Annotated in this window: 26 protein-coding genes and 2 tRNA genes; 16 read left to right on the forward strand and 12 right to left on the reverse strand. The window is 32.1% G+C overall.

All coding sequences use genetic code 11. The annotated features are described in order from the left end of the window. Window positions 1-33: 33 nt before the first annotated feature. The 5 genes from L3J07_00140 to L3J07_00160 form a co-directional block, all read right to left on the reverse strand. Window positions 34-447, reverse strand: a complete 414-nt coding sequence (locus L3J07_00140) for a hypothetical protein (protein ID MCF6276242.1) — start codon at window positions 445-447, stop codon at window positions 34-36. Window positions 448-1,072: 625 nt separating this feature from the next. Beyond that, entirely contained in the window at window positions 1,073-1,603 is a 531-nt protein-coding gene (gene cyaB, locus L3J07_00145; protein ID MCF6276243.1) for a class IV adenylate cyclase, read from the reverse strand. A gap of 99 nt (window positions 1,604-1,702) precedes the next feature. After that, the gene (locus L3J07_00150; GenBank protein ID MCF6276244.1) at window positions 1,703-2,671 is read right to left on the reverse strand and encodes a radical SAM protein; all 969 of its coding nucleotides are present in this window, start codon (window positions 2,669-2,671) and stop codon (window positions 1,703-1,705) included. Next, window positions 2,668-3,228, reverse strand: coding sequence for an AAA family ATPase (locus L3J07_00155; protein ID MCF6276245.1), 561 nt, complete (start codon window positions 3,226-3,228; stop codon window positions 2,668-2,670). The genes L3J07_00150 and L3J07_00155 overlap by 4 nt, the downstream gene beginning before the upstream one ends. A 52-nt stretch (window positions 3,229-3,280) precedes the next feature. Beyond that, window positions 3,281-3,457 carry a GreA/GreB family elongation factor gene (locus tag L3J07_00160; GenBank protein MCF6276246.1) on the reverse strand — a complete coding sequence of 59 codons (177 nt, stop codon included), beginning with the start codon at window positions 3,455-3,457 and terminating at the stop codon, window positions 3,281-3,283. A 43-nt stretch (window positions 3,458-3,500) separates the two neighbouring features. On the opposite strand from L3J07_00160, the gene L3J07_00165 reads away from it, so the two are divergent. From L3J07_00165 to L3J07_00185, 5 genes are all read left to right on the forward strand, one after another. Further along, the gene (locus L3J07_00165) at window positions 3,501-4,109 is read left to right on the forward strand and encodes a hypothetical protein (GenBank protein MCF6276247.1); all 609 of its coding nucleotides are present in this window, start codon (window positions 3,501-3,503) and stop codon (window positions 4,107-4,109) included. A gap of 1 nt (window position 4,110) precedes the next feature. Further along, window positions 4,111-4,851, forward strand: coding sequence for a hypothetical protein (locus tag L3J07_00170; protein ID MCF6276248.1), 741 nt, complete (start codon window positions 4,111-4,113; stop codon window positions 4,849-4,851). 3 nt (window positions 4,852-4,854) lie between these two features. Then, entirely contained in the window at window positions 4,855-5,625 is a 771-nt protein-coding gene (locus L3J07_00175) for a hypothetical protein (protein MCF6276249.1), read from the forward strand. 1 nt (window position 5,626) lies between these two features. Then, window positions 5,627-6,319: a hypothetical protein gene (locus L3J07_00180; protein MCF6276250.1), complete on the forward strand. Its 693-nt coding sequence runs from the start codon at window positions 5,627-5,629 to the stop codon at window positions 6,317-6,319. A 96-nt stretch (window positions 6,320-6,415) separates the two neighbouring features. Continuing rightward, entirely contained in the window at window positions 6,416-8,854 is a 2,439-nt protein-coding gene (locus L3J07_00185; GenBank protein MCF6276251.1) for a M23 family metallopeptidase, read from the forward strand. Between the two features lie 36 nt (window positions 8,855-8,890). On the opposite strand, the gene L3J07_00190 is transcribed toward L3J07_00185, so the two are convergent. Together L3J07_00190 and L3J07_00195 are read right to left on the reverse strand one after the other, a co-directional pair. Beyond that, on the reverse strand, window positions 8,891-9,373 hold the full coding sequence (locus L3J07_00190) for a hypothetical protein (GenBank protein ID MCF6276252.1): 483 nt from the start codon (window positions 9,371-9,373) through the stop codon (window positions 8,891-8,893). 105 nt (window positions 9,374-9,478) lie between these two features. Continuing rightward, entirely contained in the window at window positions 9,479-9,667 is a 189-nt protein-coding gene (locus L3J07_00195) for a hypothetical protein (protein MCF6276253.1), read from the reverse strand. A gap of 596 nt (window positions 9,668-10,263) precedes the next feature. Between L3J07_00195 and L3J07_00200 the strand changes: the two genes are divergently transcribed. The 9 genes from L3J07_00200 to L3J07_00240 all read left to right on the forward strand — a co-directional run bounded on the left by L3J07_00200 (window position 10,264) and on the right by L3J07_00240 (window position 21,301). Further along, the gene (locus L3J07_00200; GenBank protein MCF6276254.1) at window positions 10,264-13,086 is read left to right on the forward strand and encodes a hypothetical protein; all 2,823 of its coding nucleotides are present in this window, start codon (window positions 10,264-10,266) and stop codon (window positions 13,084-13,086) included. Between the two features lie 112 nt (window positions 13,087-13,198). Next, on the forward strand, window positions 13,199-14,347 hold the full coding sequence (locus L3J07_00205; GenBank protein ID MCF6276255.1) for a hypothetical protein: 1,149 nt from the start codon (window positions 13,199-13,201) through the stop codon (window positions 14,345-14,347). Window positions 14,348-14,356: 9 nt separating this feature from the next. Further along, window positions 14,357-16,048, forward strand: a complete 1,692-nt coding sequence (locus L3J07_00210; protein ID MCF6276256.1) for a hypothetical protein — start codon at window positions 14,357-14,359, stop codon at window positions 16,046-16,048. Window positions 16,049-16,104: 56 nt separating this feature from the next. Further along, on the forward strand, window positions 16,105-16,536 hold the full coding sequence (locus tag L3J07_00215) for a PrgI family protein (protein ID MCF6276257.1): 432 nt from the start codon (window positions 16,105-16,107) through the stop codon (window positions 16,534-16,536). Between the two features lie 2 nt (window positions 16,537-16,538). Continuing rightward, a complete protein-coding gene (locus L3J07_00220; protein MCF6276258.1) occupies window positions 16,539-17,222 on the forward strand; it encodes a TraC family protein in 684 nt (227 codons plus the stop codon). Window positions 17,223-17,224: 2 nt separating this feature from the next. Further along, on the forward strand, window positions 17,225-19,114 hold the full coding sequence (locus tag L3J07_00225) for an ATP-binding protein (protein MCF6276259.1): 1,890 nt from the start codon (window positions 17,225-17,227) through the stop codon (window positions 19,112-19,114). A 5-nt stretch (window positions 19,115-19,119) separates the two neighbouring features. Next, window positions 19,120-19,686 (forward strand): hypothetical protein, encoded by a 567-nt coding sequence (locus tag L3J07_00230; protein ID MCF6276260.1) that lies wholly within the window; start codon window positions 19,120-19,122, stop codon window positions 19,684-19,686. Window positions 19,687-20,192: 506 nt separating this feature from the next. Then, a complete protein-coding gene (locus L3J07_00235) occupies window positions 20,193-20,894 on the forward strand; it encodes a ComF family protein (GenBank protein ID MCF6276261.1) in 702 nt (233 codons plus the stop codon). A gap of 89 nt (window positions 20,895-20,983) precedes the next feature. Next, entirely contained in the window at window positions 20,984-21,301 is a 318-nt protein-coding gene (locus L3J07_00240) for a hypothetical protein (GenBank protein MCF6276262.1), read from the forward strand. A gap of 83 nt (window positions 21,302-21,384) precedes the next feature. Here the strand turns inward: L3J07_00240 and L3J07_00245 are convergent, their stop codons facing one another. The 4 genes from L3J07_00245 to L3J07_00260 form a co-directional block, all read right to left on the reverse strand. Next, complete coding sequence (locus L3J07_00245; GenBank protein ID MCF6276263.1) at window positions 21,385-21,657, reverse strand: hypothetical protein; 273 nt, start codon at window positions 21,655-21,657, stop codon at window positions 21,385-21,387. 483 nt (window positions 21,658-22,140) lie between these two features. Then, window positions 22,141-22,668: a hypothetical protein gene (locus L3J07_00250; protein MCF6276264.1), complete on the reverse strand. Its 528-nt coding sequence runs from the start codon at window positions 22,666-22,668 to the stop codon at window positions 22,141-22,143. Window positions 22,669-22,930: 262 nt separating this feature from the next. Further along, window positions 22,931-23,020, reverse strand: a tRNA-Ser gene (locus tag L3J07_00255). Between the two features lie 240 nt (window positions 23,021-23,260). Next, window positions 23,261-23,347 (reverse strand) — tRNA-Ser (locus tag L3J07_00260). A gap of 132 nt (window positions 23,348-23,479) precedes the next feature. Here L3J07_00260 and L3J07_00265 point away from each other — a divergent pair. Together L3J07_00265 and L3J07_00270 are read left to right on the forward strand one after the other, a co-directional pair. Next, on the forward strand, window positions 23,480-23,893 hold the full coding sequence (locus tag L3J07_00265) for an Hsp20/alpha crystallin family protein (GenBank protein MCF6276265.1): 414 nt from the start codon (window positions 23,480-23,482) through the stop codon (window positions 23,891-23,893). Window position 23,894: 1 nt separating this feature from the next. Further along, window positions 23,895-25,829: a VanW family protein gene (locus L3J07_00270; GenBank protein MCF6276266.1), complete on the forward strand. Its 1,935-nt coding sequence runs from the start codon at window positions 23,895-23,897 to the stop codon at window positions 25,827-25,829. A gap of 40 nt (window positions 25,830-25,869) precedes the next feature. Here L3J07_00270 and L3J07_00275 read toward each other — a convergent pair whose 3' ends face one another. Beyond that, window positions 25,870-26,466 carry a hypothetical protein gene (locus L3J07_00275; protein ID MCF6276267.1) on the reverse strand — a complete coding sequence of 199 codons (597 nt, stop codon included), beginning with the start codon at window positions 26,464-26,466 and terminating at the stop codon, window positions 25,870-25,872. Window positions 26,467-26,508: the final 42 nt, after the last annotated feature.

Consider the following 26,508-nt stretch of genomic DNA (forward strand, 5'->3'; position numbering starts at 1 on the left):
TGGGGTTTTTGTTAAAGTAAGTAATTTCTTTTGTTAAAGTGAACAAGTTCCTTTATTATTACCATCTGAATTTACGAGAGAAAAGGAGTCTGGCGGAGAAAAAATTACAAGTGGAGAGTCAACAGGTTTATTGTTTAGTGTTTTCTCACAAAACACCAAACATTCTCCGTCAACTTCATTTATAGAACAAGTTCTCCACTCACACTGTCCACCATTTGGACAACACCAGAAGTTATTATTCAACCATTCATAATCAGCACAAGGGCTAACCACAACCTCATCCTCTACCACATCCACGTTAGTCGTGTTTGTAGTATCGATTTCGGTCGCGTCGGCGGTATCACCAACAAATTCGTTGGCAACATCCGAACCATCTACCATATCGGTAGGTGGGTTTGCATTATCACAGCCAGCAAGCAATACGCTCATCACTGTGACAAAAAGCATAGTAAAAATGCAACCGATTAGCCAAATCGTAAAGGGGTAACTAGCCTCCAAAGCCACAACGGCTACGGAGGGGACACGGCGATGCTTCGAGTAAAAAGGATGTCCTTTTTGATGTTTCATGATTTTCTCCTTTGTTTTCCCACAATTCTTGTGGGTTTTTCCGTTTTTGTAAATAACCCCTCTCGGGGCTAAATGTAAATGAACTATTACTAAAATATAGCATATTTTACTACTTTTGTCAAGGTTTTTGGAGTAAAAAGTCTTCAAAAAAGTCAAAAGTCTATAAAGTTTGTAAAGTGAAAAGTTAGAAAACCTGCATTTTCATTCCCGGCTCGATCGGGAATCCAGGGTTAAAAACAGTAAAACGTTAAATAAAACTGGATCCCCAATCAAGTTGAGGATGACAGGACAGGGGGGGTCGAAAGTTTATAAAGTCCATAAAGTATAAAGTTTTTTTTCGTCATTCTCAGCTCGACTGGGAATCCAAAATCTACAAATGTAAACTATTTTTATATAAAAATACATAAACTTTAATAATTACATATAAGATATATTAAGATTTGCTTCTGGATAGTAGTAGTCAGTAAAAAAACTATGATGGTGACTTATCTAAAAAAAGTATTACTTATAAAGTTTGCGATTTAATCATTAAAGGCACATACCCCTCTTTAATAATGTCTGTAGGACTAGTACCTAACTTAAGGAGTAGTTCTTCTATTTTTTGTTCAATCTGCTTTCTATCATCCTCGTTACCCCTGCCTTCTATCTCAACAAAATAACCAAGATCTTTTATCAAATCAATATTAATTTCAAATGAGTTTAACATATATGTTTTCCTTGTCTTTTCTATCTTAACAACTTCAACATAATTATTATTTTTTAAAATACTTTCTAACTCATCAGGCTCATTTAATTCTAAGTCAACATCTGGCCATGCTGTATCATGTTTTTTAGATTTAGATTTAAAAGTTAGTTGATTGCCATTTTCTGTTTTTCTAATGCGAAGAATTAAATTTCTGTCTATATCAGACACATGTTTAAAATAAATGTCAATTTGTCTTGACTCTTGAGAAAAAATTGCATTTAAATCTTTCAATTTATTTACAAGATTAATTGCATTACTTTCTTTTATTTTAGCTCTGATTTCTATTTCCATATTTATTTTGATTATTGAGTATATGTATAATTTTAAATCACTTTACAATAAAAGACAAATAAAAAAACCGCCATATGTAATATGCATAACGGTTTTACTTTATTTCTTTAAGAGGTGTTCTTTAAATTCAGAAAAAATTCTATGCTGAAAAAAATCTTCAAAAGGTAATACAAAAGGTTCTTTTTGCCTATGCAAACAACTTCTTACCTTCAGCCTGTCACCTTCTTTTTCTAATCTTGGTCCATAAACATACTCATGGCATTCACCATTTTGCTCAAGTGAACAGTTATTACAAATACTTGCAAGCATGAAAGGTCTAATTAATTTTATTTTAAAGATAAAGCCACTTTCTACTCTCATGGTTATTGAGAAAGAGGAGCTTCCATTTGTTACAATAGCTTCTACAGGAACTGCTTTTAGTGTCGTACTCATTCTACTTAACGAAGCATACGATTCCTTTGGAATACCCAATTGATTCATGGCACGCCACTCTAAATTGTTAGTCTCACAGAATTCTGCAATTTCGAGTGCATCCAGTTCATTTGAGCCAACACATGTATTAACCTTAACAGATATCAAACTTGATATTTCTTTTAAAAAAAGAAATTGTGTAGTAATAATTGTCTTCTGACCCCATCTAATGGAGCGTGGGGGTTCCATTGTATTAGACAAAGAAGTAGGATTTAATGTGTGCAAACTAACATTTAAGCTTGACAGTCCACTTTCAATGCATTCAAGATATCGATCAAGATAAGTTACTCCGTTTGTGGTCATTTTTACATCAAAACCTTCTTGCTTGCATCTTTTTATGTATTTAATTACGTTTGGATGAATTGAAGGCTCACCACCAGTAAAATGAACTTCGCTAATATTCATTTCTCGTCTAAACTTATCAAGAATAGTTATCAATTTTTCTATATCATCTATGGGTGTTGAATACTGATTGCCTTCCATGTGGCAAAAATGACAACTAAATTGACAAGGTGTGTGCAATTTAACACGAATTGTTTTCAATACTTTATATACAATCCTACCTTGTTTCTCAAGTTCAGACAGTATATTTTTCATAATACACCTACTTTTTGCTGTTGTTCATTCAATATTGATTTAACAGAATTGAAAACACTTTCTTCAGTCTTTTTCGTTGTATCTATTACATAAAACACGTTTTTAAGAGACATGAAATATAATTGTGCTCTATTTAATACAAACTCATCTAGATGGGTATATTTTTGTTTTTTAATTTCGCGTTTCCAAATTCTTCTATTTCGTTCTCGTGGGTCACAGGTAAGTAGTATACTTATGTTAGGTGTTATTATAGGAAGTAAATTGATATCAACACAATCAACAATAACACCCATAACTTTATGCATTATTATTATCGAGTATATATAACGATCAGCAAATACCTTATGTCCTGCATTTAATAATGTTGCTAATTCTTTTTGAAACGCAATAACACATGTAATATAGAAGTAAAATCGTACTTCTGGATACTTTAGCAACTCCACTCGTAGTCTAATACTTTTAAATAATTCTAGCATTGTGTATAAGTAATAATAACCAAGCTCTTCTTCAAGTTTTTTAGCTAGTGTGGTTTTTCCAACTCCGTCGACACCTTCAATAACTACAAAATTATAGAACTTTGTTTGTGTACACGTGATTCCTCCCTATTCTCTACTTGATTTCTAGAATTTCCCACTCACAGATAGTACTTCTTACAGAAAGTTCTATAACTTCTCCAACTTCCTTTAGTAAAAGCTTTCTGGCAATCGGAGTTGTTATTCCAATCACAAAGACAGTGTCTTTATTGTCTTCAAGTTTACTTCCGCCAACACCATTTCTTTGACACAAAACACTAAAGATGCTTAGATAGAATTAGCTTAATTTAAAAAATATGTTTAAAGAAAAAAGTGGTATTATATTATTTGTTTTATTGTCTGCATTTATAATTGGAGGAATTTTTATTTTGTTTAATGTTTTTCAAGATGTGGAAGAGTGGGGAAGTGAGGAAGTTGATAGCGTTGTAGTAGTAGAAACAGAAAAAAACGATGAAGAAGAAAAACCAAAAGAAGATATTATTGAAATAGTAACCTCCACTATAGAAAATATTGAAGTTGTAGAAAAAGAAATAATTGTGGAGAAAATAGTAGAAAAAGTGGTGTATATAGAAAAAGAGGTAGAAAAAAAAATAGAAAAACCTATTGAAAAGAATTTAAAACCAGTTGTAAAAGCCGAGCTTGCTGTATGTTCAGATGATATGCGCTTTCAATGTTGGGATTTACTAACTTGCGAAGAAAATGGAGAGGGTTATGGATCACCAACGCTTTGGACTGCAAACAATTTGGAGGAGGTGGCGCCAGCTTGTGGACAGTGGACAACGGACTCTGCAAAACTTCCAACAAGTTGGAGTTGTTGTTGTGGTTATAGTGAAGATTGGCAAGAAGAAGGTGGAAGTAAAGCGTGTTATTCACCAGTTTACACATCAAACCTAACTTTTGAATAATATGTCAGACAAAAAGCTAAAAATTATTTTAACAATTATAATAGTTCCATTTTTAATTTGGGGATTGTTTACTTTACTCACAGTGCAAAATGAGGAGATAGAAGAAGTTCAAGAAGAAAAACAAGAAGTCGTAATAGAAGAGTTAGATATAGAAATAATAGACCTAGAAGGTCCAAAACAAAAATATATAAATAAAACCCACGGTTTCTCTTTTGAGTTTCCTGATGAGATGGAATATATACCTTCTATTTATGTTAAAGATATTGAATTTATAAAGAATTATTTTAAGTTGGAAGAAAAAAAATGCTTAAAAAAAGATAAGCCTAATGTTTGTAGAATATTTCCAAATGGATTGAGTATACTTTTGGAAGTGGATTCATATCGTAATAACAAGTGCAATGTTAATTTGCTTAATAAGGATATAACTTTTAATTTAAATTTGTATAGTAGTTTTGATAGAAATGTTAGATTACAAGTATTTAAAACAAAAAAAATAGATAATATAGAAATTAAAACAGCACGAGTGGACGAGTTTGTAAAAAGAGAAAGTGGTATTGAATATGGTTATCATACAAAATTAAAGACTTTATTTTGTATCGATGATAAAATAATTAAATTTACTTTAGAGGATAATTACGTGGAAAATGATGTGAATATAAATGGTATTAAAAATAAATACAATTTATCGTATGAATATTTTCAAGAAATAGTAAATTCATTGGAGTTTTTAAATAAAAAATAATATATGTTAAATAAAAAATATAAAATTTTAATATTATTGTCCATATTATTATTTTCTGTTGGTTTGGTTTCTTTTTTATTAACTAAAAATAATAATATTGTTAATACAGACAATGTTATAAAAGAATTAATAAAACAACCTTTAAATACAGAATTAGAAGTAAAATTAGTAGATTTGAAAGGTCCAAAACAAAAATACATAAATAAAACTTATGGATTTTCATTAGAGTTTTTAGATGAAATAGAACTTTTTAATAATAATTATAAAATTAACAATTTAAAAGAATCTTTTACAAACGAAAGGACTTGTTTAAAAGGGTCAAAAAATAGTAATTGTAATATTTTAGATAAAATATATAATTTCCGTCTTTTTTATTGGATAGGCTTTGACCTAAATATGGAAAAAGAATTAGAGCAAATTTGCAATAATTCATTTATTGAAGAAAAAAATAGAGTTTATTTAAATGAGTATAAAAATTTAAACCAAAATAATAAATTTAACTTTAAAGAGATTGGTGGAAAAATTAATAATTTAAATTTTAAAGGAATAGAATTTAATAAAAAAATAATTGAACCAGTTGGAGGTCAGCCTGAAATTAGAGTAAAAACACACAGAAAAAACAGCGATATAAATATATATTTATGTTTAAATAAAGATACATTATTAAATTTTAATGGAAATATTAATACTTATATCGATGATACAAAAAGATTTAATATTTTGTATAAACAGATTTACGAAGTTGTAAATTCACTAGAATTATTATCGGAATAATATGTCAGACAAAAGACTTAAAATTATTTTAACAATTGTAATAGTCCCATTTTTAGTGTGGGGATTGTTTACTTTGCTTACAAAACAAGGAAGTAAGATAGAAGAAACCCAAGAGCAACAACAAGAGGTTGCAATAGAAGAGTTAGATATAGAAATAATAGACCTAGAAGGTCCAAAACAAAAATATATAAATAAAACCCACGGTTTCTCTTTTGAATTTCCTGATGAGGTTGAGTATCAAGATTTTGGAAAACCAGATTATGCAGACTATTATGTGTTTAATTTGGCAAATAAAGAGTGTATGCAGTTTGACGAGTGTGGAACTATGGGAATTTATAATGAATGGTTAAACTATTCTATAAACATTCACAATTTGCTTGATAGTGAAAAATGTAATCAAGAATTTATTGATAAAAAAATAAGTTACGACACAGGACTTATTGATGGTGAGTATGTTCAAGTTGTTGAATCTTTGAAAACAATAGAAAATGAGAATTTCTTGATTAAAGAGCTTTTATATACAAGTAATTATGAAAGTCCTGGTACTTTTATGTCTGCTTATATTTGTTTGGATAATAATTATATTTATTTGCAAGGTGTTAGTGATATAAACATAAAAGAAGCCGAAAAATTTAATCCTTTGCATAAAGAATTTGAAGAAATTATAAATTCATTAGAATTGCTGTCTAATTAAGACGGACTTCTTTTACAAAATATCTAGCTTGTAGGTATTTTGTAGTAAGGAGGTAGGCTCTTTACAATCTATGTAAACAGAACAGAGAATGGGAAGATGAAAACAAAAAAAGCGTTTCTGTGTATTTTTAGCTGTTTTTTATTTTTTAGCTGTGAATTTCTAGATTACAAAGAAAAAGATGGGATTTTACCACAAATAGATGATGGAAAAGGTGGAAACTATTTTGAGGATACCGGAGAATTGACTTCTTCTGGGACTAATTTTGAGGCACCTTGGGCTCCTGGAGATGAGTGGAATTATGGTGGTGGTTGGTGTTCAAATGTTAATAATCCTAAATATGAAAGTAGCGCTCATTTTGTAGGTAAAAAAGATAGAAACTGTATTGATATAAATTATATTAATAAAGGTAATAGTGATTTGGGAATGCCTTTTTTTGCAGTTTTCGATGGTTGTGTTGTAAAAAATGAATTAAGTGGTGGTTATGGAAATTTATTGATTATTCAATCTTCTGAAGATAAAAATATTCAGTTCAAAATGGGTCATCACGATGAGATTAGTTTTTTAAAGGTTGGCGAATGTGTAAAAAAAGGTCAAATAATTAGTTATTGTGGCTCTAAGGGGGATTCTACTTTTGCACATGGTCATTATTGTATTGAAGAAAAACAAAACGGAGTTTATTCATCAATTCCATTTAATAAAATTGGTGAACATGATTATAGCGAAAAGGATTGTTTAAAAGGTGATATTATAAACATAAAATCAACAAACGACTTCGAATTCAAAAGAATAGAAGAGGAATTTGGCACAAACTTTTTTGGTGATATTTTGTATAATAATTTAGGTTATAGAGGAATTCATTGGTATTACGATTTTGTTGTAAATGGAAGCACATCATTTTCATCAACAAACCAAAATAATGTCCTAATTCAAGATTGGCAAAATTACACAGAAAATCGTCGCTCGGCGATTGTCTACGATGTACTTCATGGTGCTCGCAGGGGTTATGTTGTTCACTCTGGTTTTGTAGAAGATCCAAACCACGGTTGGCTTCAAGATTCAAGCGGTGTAAACACCTCGGGTCCTCGCTCAAAACTTGGCGTTCCATTATCAAATGAATTTGTAGAAAATGGAAGAACTTATCAAAACTTTATGTTTGGGTATCTGAGTTGGAAATATGGTTATGGTGTGTCTTATCAGGAGTATCCTACAGATGGATATCCTGTTGGTGAAGTCTCACTGGACTTGGCAAATGATACAAAAACTCTAACAGAAAAAATAAAAGTACAAGATTATCAATATGCAGTAAATTGGAGTAAAAAGTTTTCTTATCTTTTTGTAGACGCTTACAACAAAAGTCAAAAAGATGGATATTGGCCAGGGTTTACAGTTTATAATAATGTTACAAATGAGGCGGCTGTGGATTATATTTATAGTTATCCAAATTACTATAAGTATTTTATTCAGGAATTTTACAATTCGCACAAGGCTTTTTTGAAAAATTCTACAATAATTTATGACCCAAATAATAACACCAGTTTAATTACAAATAATTCAGAAATTTTAGGTGGAGATAACAAAGCTTATGTTGTTAAAGGTGGGTTTTGGAATTTGTATAAACAAATATATATAAACGGGCAAGATGCTTTTGATTTTTGTGGTGCACCAGTAATGGGTGAAAGTAGAGATGTTCCTTATTGGGTTCAAGAAAAAGCTGGAGGAGTCAAATCTTACCAGATTTTTGAAAGATGTTTTTTGACTTGGGGTATTACACAAAATATAAATGTATATATTTATAACGGTGGACTTTTCGATTGTTATAATTTTACGGAAAATGTAAATAACCCAACAAATTATATAGTCTCACAATGTGATATATTAGAGCCTTGCACAGAAAATGAAGGGCAATATAACGCAGATTTGGGTGATTATTGTGATGAATTTCAACAACTTTATTGTTGGGATGCACAAACTTGTGATGGAAGTGGTTATTTTAGTCCAGATATTTGGAGTCCAGTACTTCCAGAAGAATTTCCTCCAAAATGTGTCTCAAGTTATGGTTTAGAAATACAATATCCAGAAAGTTGGGAATGTTGTTGTGGTTTTCCTATAGATTGGGATGGAAGCGGTGGAAATAATTGTGTGGAAAAATGGGGAGAATATGGTGATGTTGAGCTTGTCGGCACAGCACCAGATCTCGAACCTGAACCTGAACCAGATCCACCTCCTCCTACGCAAGAACCAGAACCAAATCCTCCAGCACCTGAACCAGAGATAAACTGTCCTCGAACTTGTCTGCCGGGTATGAAATTTCAATGTTGGGATATGTTGTCGTGTGAAAATTATGGAAGTGGGTATGGATCGCCCCCTCTTTGGACCAGTGATTGTTATTCGGACACTCCTCCAAATTGTGGAAATTGGAGTGGCGAACAAGACAAAAAGCCAACATATTGGCAGTGTTGTTGTGGTTATGATATTGAATGGATGGATGGTCAGAACAATGCTTGTAGGTCTTCTGTTTACAATTCCTTTAATTAAAAATAATACCCTGCATACAAAATGCAGGGTATTTTTTTACCAAGGAGAACATGATATTGGTGTCGATGGGTACGGGTGTGGAGGTCCATCTGGATTGTTTGGAGGTGATCCTGGTATTGGTGGATCTGTAGGTGGAGGTAGTGGAGGTAGTCCAAACTCATTATCATTTTGAATACCAGTCCAATTTGGAGTGCTATTTACAGATATATTTACCGAAACACCGTCACATGATAATACACATTGTTCATCTACTAACACAAAATTACATTCTGTGTATTTACAATTTTGTTCAAGGTCTGTACAACAATTCATAGGTAGTTTTGTATTTTTGTCACATTTAGTTTTACTTATTTCTTTTTGGTCATTAGGATTATTTTCATCTAATTTGTTTCCATTGGAGTCGTTGTATTTAGAATTGTAAATATTTGTATCGTCAACTTTTGGAGCAAAATCTTCCTCAATGCACGATGTGCTAAATAATAAAAAAAATATTGAAAATAGTAATATAAACTTTTTCATTTTTTCTCCTTGTGTAATATTAAAAAGAACTTATGTTAACTTTATAACTTATTTTAGTTTTTTGCAATAAAAAAGACCTCAAAATTAATTGAGGCCGTCATTTTTCTATCTTGTAAATAAAATATACAAAATAATAATTATAGAGAAAAGACCTAAAAATGACAAAAATATACTCCAAACTTCTTTGTTTGAATTTAGACTTTTCAAACCTTCATTGTAAGCTTTTTCTGATTCTGATTCAGCTTTTGAATTGTTGCAGTCTTCACATGCACCACTACAATTTTCTTTTCTCATTTTTTCCTCCTTAGGTTGTTTAGGAACGAGCGATAATACAATATCATAAAATACTTTTTTTGTAAAGCTGGGGGTTTGTAAAATTTTAAATGTTCTATTACTCCAATTGTCCCCAATGTTTTTACTCGATCTATCTATTTCAACTCCACTGCGTTCCGCTCAATATGATGTGCACAAAACACACGTCATCCTGAGCGAAATGGAGCGAAGCGGAATGAAGTCGAACGGATCTCGATTCAAAAACATTAGAACATAAAATATTCAAAGTTCTAATGATACAGCATCGAGATATTTCGACTCCACTGCGTTCCGCTCAATATTACGTGAGTTATTGTTGTTATTCTCATACTAATTGGGAATTTAGAGTCTGCAAACTAGAACTGTTTTCATATAAAAATACATAAACTTTAATAATTGCATTGTAATAAAAACCATAAATCTGCAATCAAATTAGAAATAAGAAATGAAAATCTAACTATTATAAAAAACATTAAAATAGGAAAGTAAATAACTTAAAATAAAAGTCCGTTATTAATTGTTAGTTAAATTTGTGTTATAATATCTATATTCAATAAAAGAAAGTAATTTAACTAGTCATGATTGGTGATGAGTTTAAAAAGATGCGAAAAATTCTAAAGCGTCTTAATTCTTTTTGTGTAAAAAGAAGACATCTAATTTCTAAGTTTGGTGTATTTTTGTTTGTTGCTACGATAGGTGTTTTTTTAATAATAAACCCTGTTTTTGCACAAAGTGCTACAGAAAGTGTCGCCAATTTTTTTATAGAAGGCGCTGCGAGAATGTTCTTAGTTCTGGCTAACTTTTTTATGGCTCTTACTATTTTTGCACTTAGATACTTTGTAGAAATAGCCGCGTACAATAACCATACTTTGGCAGATACTGTTGTTTTGGGTTGGACTATGGTTCGAGATGTCTCCAATATGTTTTTTGTAGTTATTCTACTTGCAATTGCATTTGGAACTATTTTAGGTTTAGATCAGTATGAGTGGAAAAAGTTAACAGTAAAATTAATTTTGGCAGCAATTTTTATAAACTTTAGTAAGTTAATCGCTGGAATAATTATAGACGCTGCCCATGTTTTTACAATTACATTTTTAAACGCAATAGTTGCAACTGCTGGTGGAAACATTATAAATATGTTTAAGTTGGGCGATATGATGACTTTTGCTGGTTCTGCTATGGACAATCCTTCAGAAGGAGATTTATTGTTAAAGGTTTTGGGTGGTTCAGTTGCAGCTTTTTTATTTTCTTTTGTGGCACTACTTACTATTGGTGCTTACGCTGTGGTAATGCTTTCTCGTATGCTTGTGCTTTGGGTTTTGATAATCCTCTCACCGCTCGCATATCTTATGTCTGTTCTTCCTGCCACCAAAAAATATGCAGATGAATATTGGAAAGAATTTATAAAATATGTAATTGCAGGCCCTGTAATGGTGTTTTTCCTTTGGCTTGCTTTTGCAACTATGGGAAGTGGAAATATAAATCAAGAAGTGGCAAGTAATGTAAGTGTAGAAGGTGCAGCAATTAGTGATCAGGCACCGTCAAGTGGATCTAGAGAGTCAGAAATCAGCGCATCACTTAGTGCTGTCACAGAATGGGAGTCTATGGCTAGCTTTTTTATAGCTGTCGCATTTTTGTTTGTAGGTCTTCAGCAGGTAAGCAAGCTTGGTTTGGTAGGGGGAACTCTCGCCGGACAAGCCACAGGTTTGGGTACAAAATGGGCTATGATAGCAACTGGTGCGGCTGCCGCAGGATATTTGGGTGCTAAAGTCGCGCAGGTTCCGGGGGTCGTAGCAAAAAAAGTTCCTTTAGTTGGAACGGAGGCCTTAGCAAGATACGGAAAAGGACTAAAAGGAAGGTTTGACAAAACAAAAGGAGGTTTTGATCTTTGGCGTGGTAGAGGAACTGACAATCTGCGAGGTGCTTTAAAATCAACAGATAATGATAGTGGTGGGGTAAAAGTAGGTAAGTTTATTGGTAGGTTGGGTTTGGGTACATTAGGACATATAATAGAGCCAAAATTTAGAAAAGAGGCAAGAGCACAAAAATGGGAAGATACTTCAGAAGCTATGAAGGAAAAGCTAAAATTGTATTCAAAGGCTTCAGAAAGTTCTGGCGGCCAGGCTTTAAGTAAAATACAAGGTGAAATTGAAGTAAAAACAGCAGTAAAAGAACAAGGAAAAGTACAAAAAAAGGCTGAATTACACCAAAAAAGAATGGAAGGAGCTAATAAAGAAGATATAAGATATAAGGATTTAGTAGAACAAAAATATCGAAAAGAAGAAGAGAAAGAAAAAGCAGTAAGTTCTGCCACAGCAGTAGAAGCAGAACTTTTAGGAGAGAGAGGTCTTAAAGCAGAGGCTGCAAATCTTGATGCTAAAAGATTGTATGAGCAAAGACAGGAAAGTCAAAAACAGTTTTCTTATATGGATTATCCAGCAAAAATTGCTGTTGCACAAGAACTAACTAATCAAGCACAATCAACCAGAGACCAAATAACTAAATTAAAATCAGAAAATTCAACGGCAAATAAAAAAGAAATAGAAAACCTTGGTCATGTTCTTGATAAAGCTATTAGAGATTCTGCTTCTGTTCGAGCTTCCCTTCTTTCTGAGGGGTCTGAAACTGGGGCTGCTGGTCTTGCTGCTACTTTGGCAATAATTGATCCAGAAGTAAAAGGGGATTTTACTGGACCATCAGGTGAGATTAGAAAAGAACAAACTAGTATTTTGGGAAGAGTTGTTAAAAAGGGAGAAGAAGCTGCTGCCCAAGTTGAAATAGAGAAGGCTTATGGTGGTGCAAAAAATGCACAAGGAACATTTCGTAATCTTTCTGCTGCATACACCTCTGCTGGAATGGATGGGGGCTTTAATAAAATGGGTCTTATTGGAAGTCGAATAGATAAGAGGGGTAAACTTGTTTACAGTTTTGGACAGCAGGCTGTTGAGAGAGATAAAAATGAAGAAATTTTAATTTATTTAAATCCAAAAGACAAGTCATTAGGACAAATTTCTTCTGGAATAAAAGATATAAATAAACTCACACCATCACAGCAAAAGCAAGTCAACAAACTTAATAAGCTTGAAATGACACAAGACATGAATGCAAGTAAATACGCTGCAGGAAGGGTTGGTATACAAAAATTAAATAGTTTGGATGGTTTTGTACAAAAAGATGCCTCAGGAACAGTTAAAAGTTTATCCGAGACAGATAAGAGAAATTTTAGGGATATAATTAGAGGTAAAAATGCTTTTTCAATAGAACACATACCTGAGGCTTTTTTTGCAGAATTGAGGAGCTTTAAAGAATCAGTACGAAAGAATATAATAGATATTGCTGAAAAAGAATTGACAAATCCTGATGCTAAAAAACTTTTTGAAACAAGAGCACAACCAAAATAAATAGTTTAAAAATTACATAATAAAGAATTAACACAAATAATTTTTTAAAAAGAAAAAACCTTTAAAATCAGATTATAATTCTAAAGTTCATATAAATTTAGATATATAAAATATGACAGCTAAATTAGCACAACTTACAGTAGATCAAGTAGTTGAAAAAGAAAAAGAATTTCAATTAATGATTGCTGACCCTAAAAAAGCAGAAGAAACTTGGAAAGAACTTCATGAGTTTTTTAAGAATGCTACTTTTTCTGATGTTCAGAAACATTGGGAGACTTATTGGCGTTGGTATACAGAATTAACTTGGAAAAGATTAAACGCTTTACCAGAAGATGCGGTTGTAAATGTGGCAGTTGCTTTGCAAATTCCAATGGCACTCATGTTAAATTATGATGTTTGGGAAAGATTAATGTGGTATTTAGGATTAAGAACTTATGAAGAAAAAGAATTAGCAAGTCTTTATGTGAAAATTAGGGACGCTTTTATGAATTCAAGAGCGTTTTTGGGAAAAAGTAATGGAAAAGATTATGTAGTTCGTGATTTTGTGGAAAAAGTAAAAATTTTAGAAAGAAAAGATGAAGATAGTATCGAAACTGCAGAATTTTATGACAAAATTAGAACTATAATAAAAGAGCAGAGTTGTATTGTAAATAAGTATATAGAAGTTGATATAAATGATTTTATAAAAAGCTTAAGAAGTTTGGTTGCTTTTTTCCTGGGTGTTAAACCAGAAAATGCACCAAGTGTCGTAGAAATATTTATGTATCCAGAGTTAATAGAAGCCGCGGAAAAAACTGAAGAGTATCTTAAAAATTTAGAAGAAGAAAAAGAAGAAGTGTTAGAACCTAAAAAAGAAGAGGTTGTAGAAACTCCATTTGTAGAAGAAAAACCAGCAGAAATTATTGAAGAATTAAAAGAGGAATTGGCTGTAGAAGAAAAAGTTGAACTTGAAAAAATAGAAGAAGTTCCTGTAGAAAAAACTGTTGTGGAAGAAGCTTTAGTAGCTCCAGCTGAAGAAAAAGTCATTCCAACAAAAATCACAAAGCCTATTTTAGAAGAAAAGCCAGAAGAAAGTAAAATGTCTTTGGAAGATATAAAAAAAATGATTGAGTCTAGGTTTGCAGATAAAGAGGGAAAAATAGAAAATATAGAAAGTGTGTTTACTTTGTTAAATTCTATTGCAGATGATCAAAAAGATGAAAGTTTGCGAGAGCTGTATTATTTTGATGAAGAAAAAGGTGATTTTACTTGGAATATTTAATTTTTATATATGTCACAAGGACCTACAATTTTGGTAAAAAAATCAGATGGAACTGCTGTCAAAATGACAATGGCTGAATTTAGGGAATATAAAAATGTTAAAAAAGAGGTAAAACTAGAAGAGGTAAAAAATGATGGAATATCATCCCGAAAGATGAAGAAGGATTTTGAAGAAAAATTACCAAAAAAAGATAAGAAACAGTCAAAACCTGTAAAACAAAAAAAGGAAGAGAAAAAAGGAAAACGCTATGAAAAAACTGGACTTATAAAACAGACCCCGCATGAATTGATGAAAAAAGAAGAAAATCTTCCTGCTGTTGTAGAGTTTGCAAAAAAAGAAATGAAAGTTCCAGCCAATTTGCCAATTTCCGAATTGATTAAAAAAGATATTGCAAAAAAAGAGGAGGAGAAAAAGAGTAAAATTTCAAAAAAAGAAGAAAATAAAGAGGTGAAAAAAATAGCAGATTTAATTGAAGATGAAATAACTGAGAATAAACCAGAACCAAAACCAGAACCAAAACCAGAACCAAAACCAGAACCAAAACCAGAACCAAAACCAGAACCAAAACCAGAACCAGAACCAAAACCAGAACCAAAACCAGAACCAAAACCAGAGAAAATAAAAGTGGAAGATGTTAGGGTTAAAAAAGAAGAAAATTATATTGAATTAGAAAAGGAAAAAAAGAAGAGTTTTCTAAAAGAAGATGAGGTTGTTGCTGAAAAAGTTTTGGAAGCAAAAAAAAGACAAGAAAAAAAACCATTAGCAGAGATTCCAAAAAAGAAATGGAGAGATAGTGACTATAAGTCACCGTTGGATGAAGATTTGGGAAATATTTCTAACAATATAAATGATGGTGGTGCAGACAAAGAAGTTGTTGCGAATAGGGTAATTTCTAGTATGAATTTTAAAGTTGCAGACGATTTGCAAGGAAGACTTAGAACTTTAATACTTTCTAGATTGAAAGATGTAAGAGATGACGATCAGTTGAGAGAATATGCACAAAAAAAAGTTTTAGATGGTGGTTTAGGTTTGAACGGTAAAAATACTGATGAATTAGTAAGGTTTGTTTCTGGAACAAAAAGAAGTCAGGAGGGTATTAATGTCGTAGAGTCTGCAGAAGAAAGTTTTTTGAAATCTGTGGGAAGTATTACAGAAAAACCATCAAAAACAGATGATGTAGTTTCTCAAATTATTGAAAAAGAAAAAACTAGATCTACCGGATTACAAAAGCTTACAATCGCACAAATGGTAGGTGAGAAGAAAGAAGAAAAAACATCTGTTCAGGCTCCAGTAATTACAAAAATTTCTTCTATAAAAACAAACATAAAAAGTGATTTTGCACGCAAAAAACCAATGCACGATATAAAAAAAGTACAAGGTGGTGAAATTAGAATGGGGCCGGTGGACGAGATAAGAACATTTAAATCAGAAGATTTTCACAGATTGAACAAAGATGCAGGAAAAGCTATAGAAAAATTGTTGAATAAGGTGAGTGTCTTAAAAAGTAGTTCATTTTTACTTTATATGGATGCTGTAAAAGCTTGGTTGCAAAGTCCTTTTTATAAAAGTTATCAGGAAGTTTTGCTTGATGCGGTGAATAGCAACAGAAAAATAGAGGATGTTTTGAACGAAGATAGGCACAAGATTTCAGCAGAAGATTTCTATGTAGTTGTAAAAATTAACAAGAAAATAAAAATTTAATAAAATAATATTCTTAACTTAATTCTTAAATCATAATTCCTAGTCCTAAATATAATATGCCCCAGCAATTTGTAGTCCCACAATTTATAGATGTAGAAGACAAAATTTTTGGTCCAGTCACAACTAGACAATTCTTGATTTTGTTGGTGACTGCACTGATACTTTTTATTATTTTTAAACTTGCTGATATTGTTTTATTTGGTTTGCTAACTTTACTTTTGGGTGGTTTTTCACTCGTTGTGGCTTTTGTAAAAGTAAATGGTCAGGCTTTTCATTATTTTATATTAAATATTTTTCAAACACTAAAAAAGCCTGGGTTGCGTGTGTGGAAAAAAGATTATTCAAAAGAAGATTTGGAATATTTGAGAAAATTTGGAATGAAAGAAGAAATAGAAGAAGAGCAGAAAAAAGAAATAACAACACATAGAAAAATTAGAGACCTATCCCTAATTGTAAACACGGGTGGGTTTTATAAAGGAGAAGAATAAATATGGTTAAAAATAAAAAAAGTAAAAAAAGTAAAAAACCAGCAAGTCAGTCTTATCTTCCTATTGCACAGATAAAAGACGGTGTTGTTGTTTTGAAAGACGGGACAATGCGTTCTGTACTTTTGGTTTCAAGTATCAATTTTGCGCTTAAATCTGAAGATGAGCAAAATGCACTGATTTCTTCTTATGCTAGTTTTTTGAATTCTTTGGAATATCCTTTGCAGGTTGTAATTCAGTCTAGAAAATTGCAAATTCAGCCATATATAGAAAATTTGCTAAAAATGCAAAAAGAACAGACAAATGAATTGCTGAAAGCACAGATAGGTGACTACGGATCTTTTATAAGTGAATTGGTGGATATAGGAGAGATAATGTCCAAGCGTTTTTATGTGGTGGTTCCGTATGATCCGCTATCAAATAAGAAGAAAAGTTTTTGGTCTAGATTTCAAGAAGCTGTAAAACCGGTAACATCGATAAGGTTGAAAGGTGAGAGATTTGATAAAAGAAAAGAAGACTTGTCATCGCGCGTTCGGCAGGTAGTTTCTGGACTGGGAAGTATGGGCTTGCAGGTTGCGGAGCTAGATACACAGGCTTTGGTAGAGCTTTATTATTCAACATATAATCCTGATATAGCTTATGCGCAACAACTTCAGGATATAAATAAGATTCAAGTTGAACAGATTTAACTATGGCATTTAAACCAATTTCTACAAAACAAAAAAATATTCCAGGACTCAAGAAAGGGGATAAGAAAACAGAAGAATTAAAAGTCCAAAAAGAGTTAGTTAGTCTGGAAGAAGAAAGAGTTTTTCGTTCTGGGACAGTTGCAATCAAAGACTTAATTGCACCTTCTGCATTCAAAGTTGATTCTAGTTTTTTGCAGTTGGGCGATGTATTTTTGAGAACTATTTTTGTAATTTCTTATCCAAGGTATATTGCAGTTGGTTGGAGTTCTCCTATTTTGAATATGAGCATTACCATGGATATCTCAATGTTTTTTTATCCTATAAAAGCGGAGATAATTTTGAAACAACTAAAGAAAAAAGTGGGAGCATTGCAGGCACAACTTAGCTCTGACAGAGAAAAAGGAGCACCAAGAGATCCACTGCGAGAAACAGCTTTGCGAGATATAGAAAAACTTAGAGATGATCTTACGCAAGGTGTTGAACATTTTTTCCAATTTGCATTTTATACTACAATTTATGCAAAAAGTAAAAAAGAATTAGATAAATTGAGTGAAGATGTAGAAAGTGTTTTTGGTTCTACTTTGATATATAGTAAGCGTGTTTTGTACCAAGCAGAACAGGGATTCAATTCTACTGCACCACTTGGAATAGATGAGCTGATGGTTGCATTCAATATGAATTCGTCTCCTATTGCATCATCATTTCCATTTATTTCTGCAGAGCTTACAAGTGATAATGGTGTACTTTATGGTATAAATAGACATAACAATAGTTTAATTCTTTTTGATAGATTTAGTCTACAAAATGCAAATATGGTTGTATTTGCAACATCTGGAGCTGGAAAATCATATGCAATTAAACTAGAGATTTTGCGTAGTATGATGTTTGGTACAGATGTGATTGTAATTGATCCGGAAATGGAATATAAACATTTGAATGATGCGGTTGGTGGGACTTATATAAATATTTCTCTTTCCTCTGAAAGTAAAGTAAATCCATTTGATTTACCGAGACCTGTTGGGCAAAAGATTTCCACAGAAGATGTTGTTAGGAATGCAGTTATTACAATGAAAGGTCAGCTTAGAATAATGTTTGGTAAAATATCTCCGCAAGAAGATTCTGTTTTAGATAGAGCATTGATAGAAACTTATGCTAAAAAAGACATAACAGCAGATTCAGACTTGGCGACAGTAGAGCCACCAATTATGCAGGATTTATTGGAAATTTTGGAAGGTATGGAAGGTGGAGAAAATTTGGTTTTGAAACTTCGTAAATACACAGAAGGAACTTTTTCAGGACTTTTCAATTCTCCAACTAATGTAAATGTAAATAACCAGCTTGTAATTTTTAGTGTGCGTGATTTAGAAGATGAATTAAGGCCGGTTGCTTTATATTCTCTTATAAATTATATTTGGAATGTTGTACGATCAGAAAGAAAGAAGAGATTGTTGATTATCGACGAGGCTTGGTGGCTTATGATGCACGAAGATAGTGCTAAATTTATCTTTGCACTTGTAAAAAGATGTAGAAAATATTATCTTGGAATTACTACAATTACACAAGATGTAAACGATTTTTTACGATCACCGTATGGACAATCTATTGTAAACAACTCTTCACTTCAGCTTTTACTCAAACAGTCTCCATCTGCAGTAAACTTAATACAAAAGACTTTTATGCTTACAGAAGGCGAAAAGTTTTTACTTTTGGAAAGTGCAGTTGGCGAGGGGATATTTTTTGCAGGTCTAAAGCATGCTGCCATTAAAATCGTAGCATCTTATACAGAAGATCAACTAATTACATCTGATCCAAAACAGCTTTTGGAAATTGAAAAATCCAAAAAAGAATATGAAGAAAAACTTCTGCAAGATAAAGGTGAAGAAACTAAATAAAATATATGGAAGATATTAGAAAAAGACTTTTAATTATAATAGGATTGGTTTCATTTACTGTTATTATTGTAGTTGTGATTATATTAGCCGTTACAGGAGGAGAAAACAAAGGCACTCAACAGGTGGAAGATCTGCAACAAGAAAATGTAGAAGAAATTTTTGAGATAGAAGAAGTGGTCAAACGAGCTCCAACTGTAGAAGATATGCCACCGCAAAATCCAGAAGAGGTGAGTGCAAAACAGACTGCGCGTCTTTTTGTAGAGAGGTTTCAGACTTATTCAAATCAAAACGATAATAAACATATAGATGATGTGATACATTTGGTCACAGATAGTATGGCTGTGTGGGTAAGAGCTCAAAAAGTAGACAAAAGTTTGGATTATGAGGGTGTTACAACTCAAATTTTAGCTAGCAATGTATCAAATTTGGAAAGTAGTAGTGTGACCGTAAATATAGAAGCACGACAGACAGTGGAAAATAGTGAAGGGGAGAATACAGAGCAAAAAAGTGGTAGAATAGAGCTTGTAAAGGTTTCTGGAGAGTGGAAAGTGAGTGGATTTTTTTGGGATTAAAAAATCAAATTAAGCAAAACATAAAAAAGAGGGGAATCCTTCTTTTTTATATTTTGGTTTTTTCTAGCTTTTGACTTAATTTTAAAAATATATTATTTTGAGCAAAAAAAGTAGTCTCTTATTTAACTTGGACCGCGTCATATTGAGCGAAACGAAGTGGAGTCGAAATATCTCAAAAAAGTATAACCAGAATTATGAATATTTTATGTTCTTATGATTCTGTTTCGAGATCCATTCGACTTCATTCCGCTTTGCTACATTTCGCTCAGGATGACGTGAATATTTTACGTCATCCTGAGCGGAACGAAGTGGAGTCGAACGGATCCCTGTGCAGTATAACCAGAATATAAATAATTAAAATAAAACGTTAGTCCGTCTTTCTTTTTGTTCTTTGTTAATTGATAATTGCTAGTTTTGTGAAACTGTTTCGAGATCCTTCGGCTTCGCTCAAAATAATATCTTAAAAATCGAGTTTTTTACTTTATGAACTTTCGACTTAAATAAATATGCAATTTTTAGAGAAAATAAATAATTTTCTAAAGGAAACACTGTTTCCAATTTTTTGTTTGGGTTGTGATACAGAAGGTAAGTGGATTTGCGACAATTGTAGATTTAGTTTTGATACAAATGGAATTTTTTTGTGTGCGGTTTGCAAAACACATACAGTTTTTGGAAAAACTTGCGATAAATGTAAGAAAAAGACAAATTTAGAATCTGTTTGTGCGGTTTTCAATTTCAAGAAAAATTTAAATGCTAGCAATCTGGTAAGTATATGGAAATATCAATACGCAGAAGAATTGGTAGAAAACATTGATAATTTTGCGCAAGAATTTGCTCGAAGTAATTTTTCTTTATTTTTAGAAATAGATGCGATTGTTCCAGTTCCACTTCATCCGCGTAGGTTTGCTGAGCGCGGTTTCAATCAGGCTGAAATAATAGCACAAAGTTTGTCAAAAGTTTTGGAAAAACCAGTTGTGAATTTGTTGAAAAGAAAAAGATATACAAAACAACAAGCAAAATTGAAAAAACACAAAAGAATAAAAAATGTTGTTGGAGCTTTTACCACGCAAAAAGATTTTCAAAAATATAATAGAGTTTTGTTGGTGGATGATGTTTACACCACAGGTAGCACAATAAATGAATGCGCAAATGTTTTGCACAGTGGAGGTGTGCAAACTGTGGATAGTTTTGTTCTTGTTCGTGGATAAAAAAATACATAAACTATTGACAATTCATAAAATATTTGGTAAATTTATACTTCGTCGATCTTTATATAAACAAAAAAGGAGGTGTTAAAATGAGTGAGCATTTGTACACAACTCACGAAGGTGATTTTTTGGTAGTTATGCTTGTAGGTGTAATACCTCTTTGTATTGCAGAGGTTGTAGAGTCTTACCCTTTAAAACTTAAAGTTTGTGAGATTGGACCTTTTGCCAATTTAACAAGATCTGATTTTATTATCCAACCAAAAGACACAAAACTACTGCAAGATGATTACTTCAAAGGTACTGATATTTTTTTATCTTCTGTGTATGGTGTTGGCGGTAAGGTTTTGTCTGGTCTAAGATCTCTCGGGGCAGGAGGTCAAAAACTTTGGGAAATTTTGCCAATTTAAAAATATAAACGATAGTTTTCCAAACTATCGTTTTTTTACTTCAATTAAAAAAACACCAAATGAATGATGTTTCAGAGTGTTTATTATTTTTGGTATTTTTTCCAAAAATAAGATCTTTTTATTGTAATTATCGCGAGTATTCCCCAAATTATAGTTATCATCAAACGCATTGTTTGTGTTGTATCAAATAGAAATATTATTCCAGAAGATACAAATAATGCAATTAAATTTGTAATATGTATACCTTCAAATTTTGGATTGCTAGCTAGGTTTGCTTTTACAAAAGATAGTATAATTAGTAAGATTAGCAAAATAACAAGAATAGTATGAGTTAGTATTATTATTTGTTGAAACATGAATTTCCTCACTGTCTATTCTTTAATTGAAATGAACCGCTTTTACTTTATATCTTTTTACTATTTTTGTCAATTAATAAGGTATATAAATAAATTATATGTCTTATTTTAAATTTCAGTTCCAATAATAGTTTATCCTTCTCCAGTACGGATATTTTTTTTCTAGCCATTTTCTGGTTTTTGCAGTTAATTCTTGTTCTTTTTGGGGGGTAATCTTTGTGTTCTTTCACTATAATACTTTATGTTCTAAATATTATATTTTTTTAACCTTCTGCGGCAAGTATTATTAGTTTTCCTTTATTTTTGTAATTATTTTTTTCTCTAAAAAGATCTTTATATGTTCTATCTATTTTTATATTTTATAACAAATTTTAAATAAAAACAAAAACCAGCTTTTCAGCTGGTTTTTGTATTTGCGGAGAAGATTAAATAATATTAAAAAGCTAATTAGCTAAAATATATTATAAAAAATAAATAATTTATTTATTTTTGTTTCAAAACCCGGTTTATTTCAGATGAAAGTTCTTTCCTTTCTTTTGAAGTTTGTTCGCGTATTTCATTTGCACGAAGTTTACCTGTATTTGGGTTTATTTGCAAGGCTGACGTAGTAAATGTCAAATCCCCTCCTCCAATATAATTAAAATAAGAATGTGCATTAGTGCTACCAGATTGATATATACCATCTGATATATCCATATAAACATCTAGATCAATTGTATCTCGTATGTTTTCCAATGCTCGAGATTTTTTTATTTCAGATAGTCTAAATACTGCATGTTCAACAAGTGGATGGTTTTCTTCAAGTTGAATGCCTGCATTTTTAAGTTTTTCTAAAATTTCTATTTTTAATTGTTCAAAAGAAGGAATATTTTCAAAAGCTTTCTCAATAATATCATTATACTCCTTTATGTCAATTGATTTATTAGTAAGAATTTCAGCTTCTTGGTCTAACATATCTTTTTTTGCTTCTTTTTGGGAAATAGGTTTTCCCATGCTTTCTTGTGTTACCATATGGCAATAAAATTAATTAATTAATAACGAAATTCTATATAAATTTCTACATTTAGTATACTATAATCTTTTTTTTTGCAAGTCTTCTATTTTTTCTTTATAACAAATTTTAAATAAAAACAAAAACCAGCTTTTTAGCTGATTTTTATTTTTACAAAAAGGACGGGATTCCTCTCACTCCGATTCGAGCATAAATACTGCGCGTACTCGTATCCTTCTCATCCAGACACGAGTAAAGATTTTTACTCGTTCCCTTTCTTTGCGGAGAGGGCGGGATTCGAACCCGCGGTCCGGGAAATACCCGGACAACACATTAGCAGTGTGCCGCTTTCGACCACTCAGCCACCTCTCCAGTATTTTTTGTTTTTTAAATTCTTGTGGAGAGAGTGGGATTCCTCTCGCTCCGACTCGAGCCTGGATACTGCGCGTACTCGTATCCTTCTCATCCCACACACGACACAAGACTTTGTGTCGCTTCTATCCTGCGGAGAGAGTGGGATTCCTCTCGCTCCGACTCGAGCCTGGATACTGCGCGTACTCGTATCCTTCTCATCCCACACACGACACAAGACTTTGTGTCGCTTCTATCCTGCGGAGAGAGTGGGATTCGAACCCACGGAGGGCGCAAACCCTCAACGGTTTTCAAGACCGCCGCCTTCGACCACTCAGCCATCTCTCCAGTTTTATTTTTTAAAAATATTCAAACAATACGATAATAGTTTATCTTATTTTAAACAATAAGTCAATAGTTTTTATATTTTGTAAAAAACATAAAATATGATATAGTGATTGTATATTCTTATATAAATCTGTGTTAGAAAACAAAACAGACATTTTTGGGATTATGGTAGGTAGTAAGCCTACCAATCAAGATTGGCAAGAGAGCCGCCAAGAGGGTGAGCTTGCTGTTGATGTTATTGAAACAGAAAATAAAATTGTAATAATTTCTACAATTGCTGGTACAAAAACAGATAGTGTGGAAATATATGTCCACAATGACCTACTAACTGTAAAAGGAAGTAGAGAGATGCCAGTAGAAGAGCTTAGTGATGGAAAAATGCATTTAAATGAGTGTTTTTGGGGAGCTTTTTCCAGAACAATTGTTTTGCCAGTAGATGTTCAAGGTCATAGAGCACAAGCAGAATATAAAAATGGAATTTTAAAAATAACTATACCAAAACAAATAACAGACACAAAAATACCTGTTTTTGTAGTAGAAGAATAATATGACAGATATTTTGCCAAAATCAAAGAAAAAAAGCCCAGCGCTTGTTGCACTAATTGTTTCTGCAATTGTTTTTAGTGTATTTATTGCAATTTTTGCTATTACATCGGTAGTGGTTGGAATTCAATATTCAGAAAGGGTTGCACCAGGGTTAAGGATTGGGAATTATGATGTGGGTGGTTTTACAAAAGATGAGTTAAAAGAGTTTTTACAAAACAAAAATGATCAACTTGTTGGCACTGGCATAAACTTATCTTTTAAGGATGGAGAGGGGAAAAAAGAGATAACACTTTATCCTGTTATACTTTCAGATGATTATGCATATGAACTCATCTATACGGATATACAAGCAGAAGTAGAGCGTATAATTCGTTTTGGAAAGAGTGGTGGTGTAATGTTGAAAGGGGTTAGTAATATAATTTCAGCATTAGGAAAGCCAAGTATTTCTTTAAAATATATAGAGATAAGCGATGAAAAAATAATAGAAGAAATTAAAAGTTTGGTGAGTATGTATGAGTCTGAGGCAGTTGATGCATCTGTAATAGTACTTAAAACAAATCCTTTGGAGTTTAAAATAACATCATCATCGATTGGTGTAGTATTTGACTATCAAGACACTGTGTTTCAGATTAGGGAGCAATGGTCAAAATTGATTGTTCCAAATGTGGAAGTCGAAAAAGATGTTATAGATCCAAATTTTGTAGAGGATGATTTCAATGGTGCAGAAGATGCACTTAAAAATATGTTTTTGCATGGTTCACTATTTCTAACTTATGATTTTTCAACAGCAGACAACTTTGTTTTTAGAGGTAAAAAAACATGGGAAGTGACACCACAGCAAATAAGTGAATGGATTGAGGCACAAGTACAAGACGATGTTGTAGTTTTTGGATTAAACAAAGACAGGACATTCGAATTTATAGATGAAAAAATAGCATCAAAAGTGGACATAGAACCGCGTGATGCAAAGTTTGAGATAAATGAAAACAGTAAAGTGACAGAATTTCAAGGATCTAGGCTTGGTTTTAAGGTAGATCTAGAGGAGAATTATAAAAGTTTGAACAATTTATTTGTAAGTAGAAATTTTTTGGAGGAGGGGGTAGACCTGCAATTGGTTTCAAGTACGGTTGATTTGATAATATCTGAAGCAGTATCAGAGATTTCAACCGGAGATGTAAATGATTTGGGGATTACAGAAATGTTAGGGACTGGTATTTCTGATTTTTCTGGTAGTCCCTCAAATCGCATCAAAAATATTAAAAATGCAGTAAATAAATTAAACGGAGTTTTGATAAAACCAGGAGAAGAGTTTTCCACAATTAGACATACAAAACCATATACAATATCTGGCGGATATTTACCAGAGTTGGTTATAAAAGGTGATCAGATAATTCCAGAAATTGGTGGTGGTTTGTGCCAAATAGGAACAACACTTTTTAGAATGGCTATGAACAGTGGTATGAAGATTACCGAGCGTAGAAATCACTCTCTCGCAATTCCTTATTATAATGATCCTGTAAACCATCTCCCTGGAACAGATGCTACAATTTATGACCCAAATCCAGACTTTAGGTTTCTAAATGATACAGAAAATTATATCTTGCTCGAGGCTGATATAAATTGGAACACAATGGAACTTGTCTTTACTCTTTGGGGTACAAATGATGGTAGAGAGGCTAGTTTTACACACCCTGTCGTAAAGCGTTGGATTCCTCACGGACCTACAAAAAATATTGAAACTACAAAACTTGCACCAGGAGTAAAAAAATGTCAACACTCTTATACTGGTGCAGAATCATATTTTACATACTCTAGACAGCTTCCTGGACAGGAAAAAGAAGAGATTGTCTACGAGAGTTATTATAGACCTCTGCCACAAATATGTTTGGTTGGTGTAGACCCAGATGCTTCATTAGAAACCCTACCCGTTGAATAATAATAAAAATAAAAAGCGGTACATTTTGCACCGCTTTTGTTTAAGGTTTTGGCAGTCCATCTAATATTTTAGCAAGATCTTCTTTTGTTTCTTCTTCTATTTTTAGTATAAAATCTTTGTCTAACTGACTTCTTGTTATATTTGTTTCTATATTTGTAATAAAAATTTTATCTAACTTTCCTTTTGCGTTAAAAATAAAAATATTATCAGGTATTTTTCCATTTTCAAAATACATTACAGCGTATGTTCCGTCTGGTTCCCACATAGCAGCAAAACCGTCTGCCTCGCTGTTTTCGTTGAACATACCTATAACTAGTAGATTTCCATTTTTATCCCACTGTGCCCACTTTCCAAAAGGTTTGTCTTTTAGGAACTCTCCAACAGTAATTATAGAGCCTGTTTCATCGCTATATTTTTGGAAGGGGCCTATTTTTTTAGAATTTTCATCTAAGCAATAATATTCAGTTGTAAACTCTTCACCAGAAACTTCTGTATAAGTGGTATTTTTGGGACAGTCAAAAATTTGTATTTGTTCAAAAATTTCTATGTCTGTTTTTTCTTTTGTATCTTCTTTTTTATTGCACCCAACTAAAAATAAACAAAAGATTATTAAAAGAACACTAATTTGTTTTCCCATTTTTTCCTCCTATGTTTGGATGGGTCTATGTATTTTTACATA

This window comes from Candidatus Magasanikbacteria bacterium, from assembly GCA_021648085.1.
GTDB lineage: Bacteria > Patescibacteriota > Patescibacteriia > Magasanikbacterales > UBA922 > JAKITS01.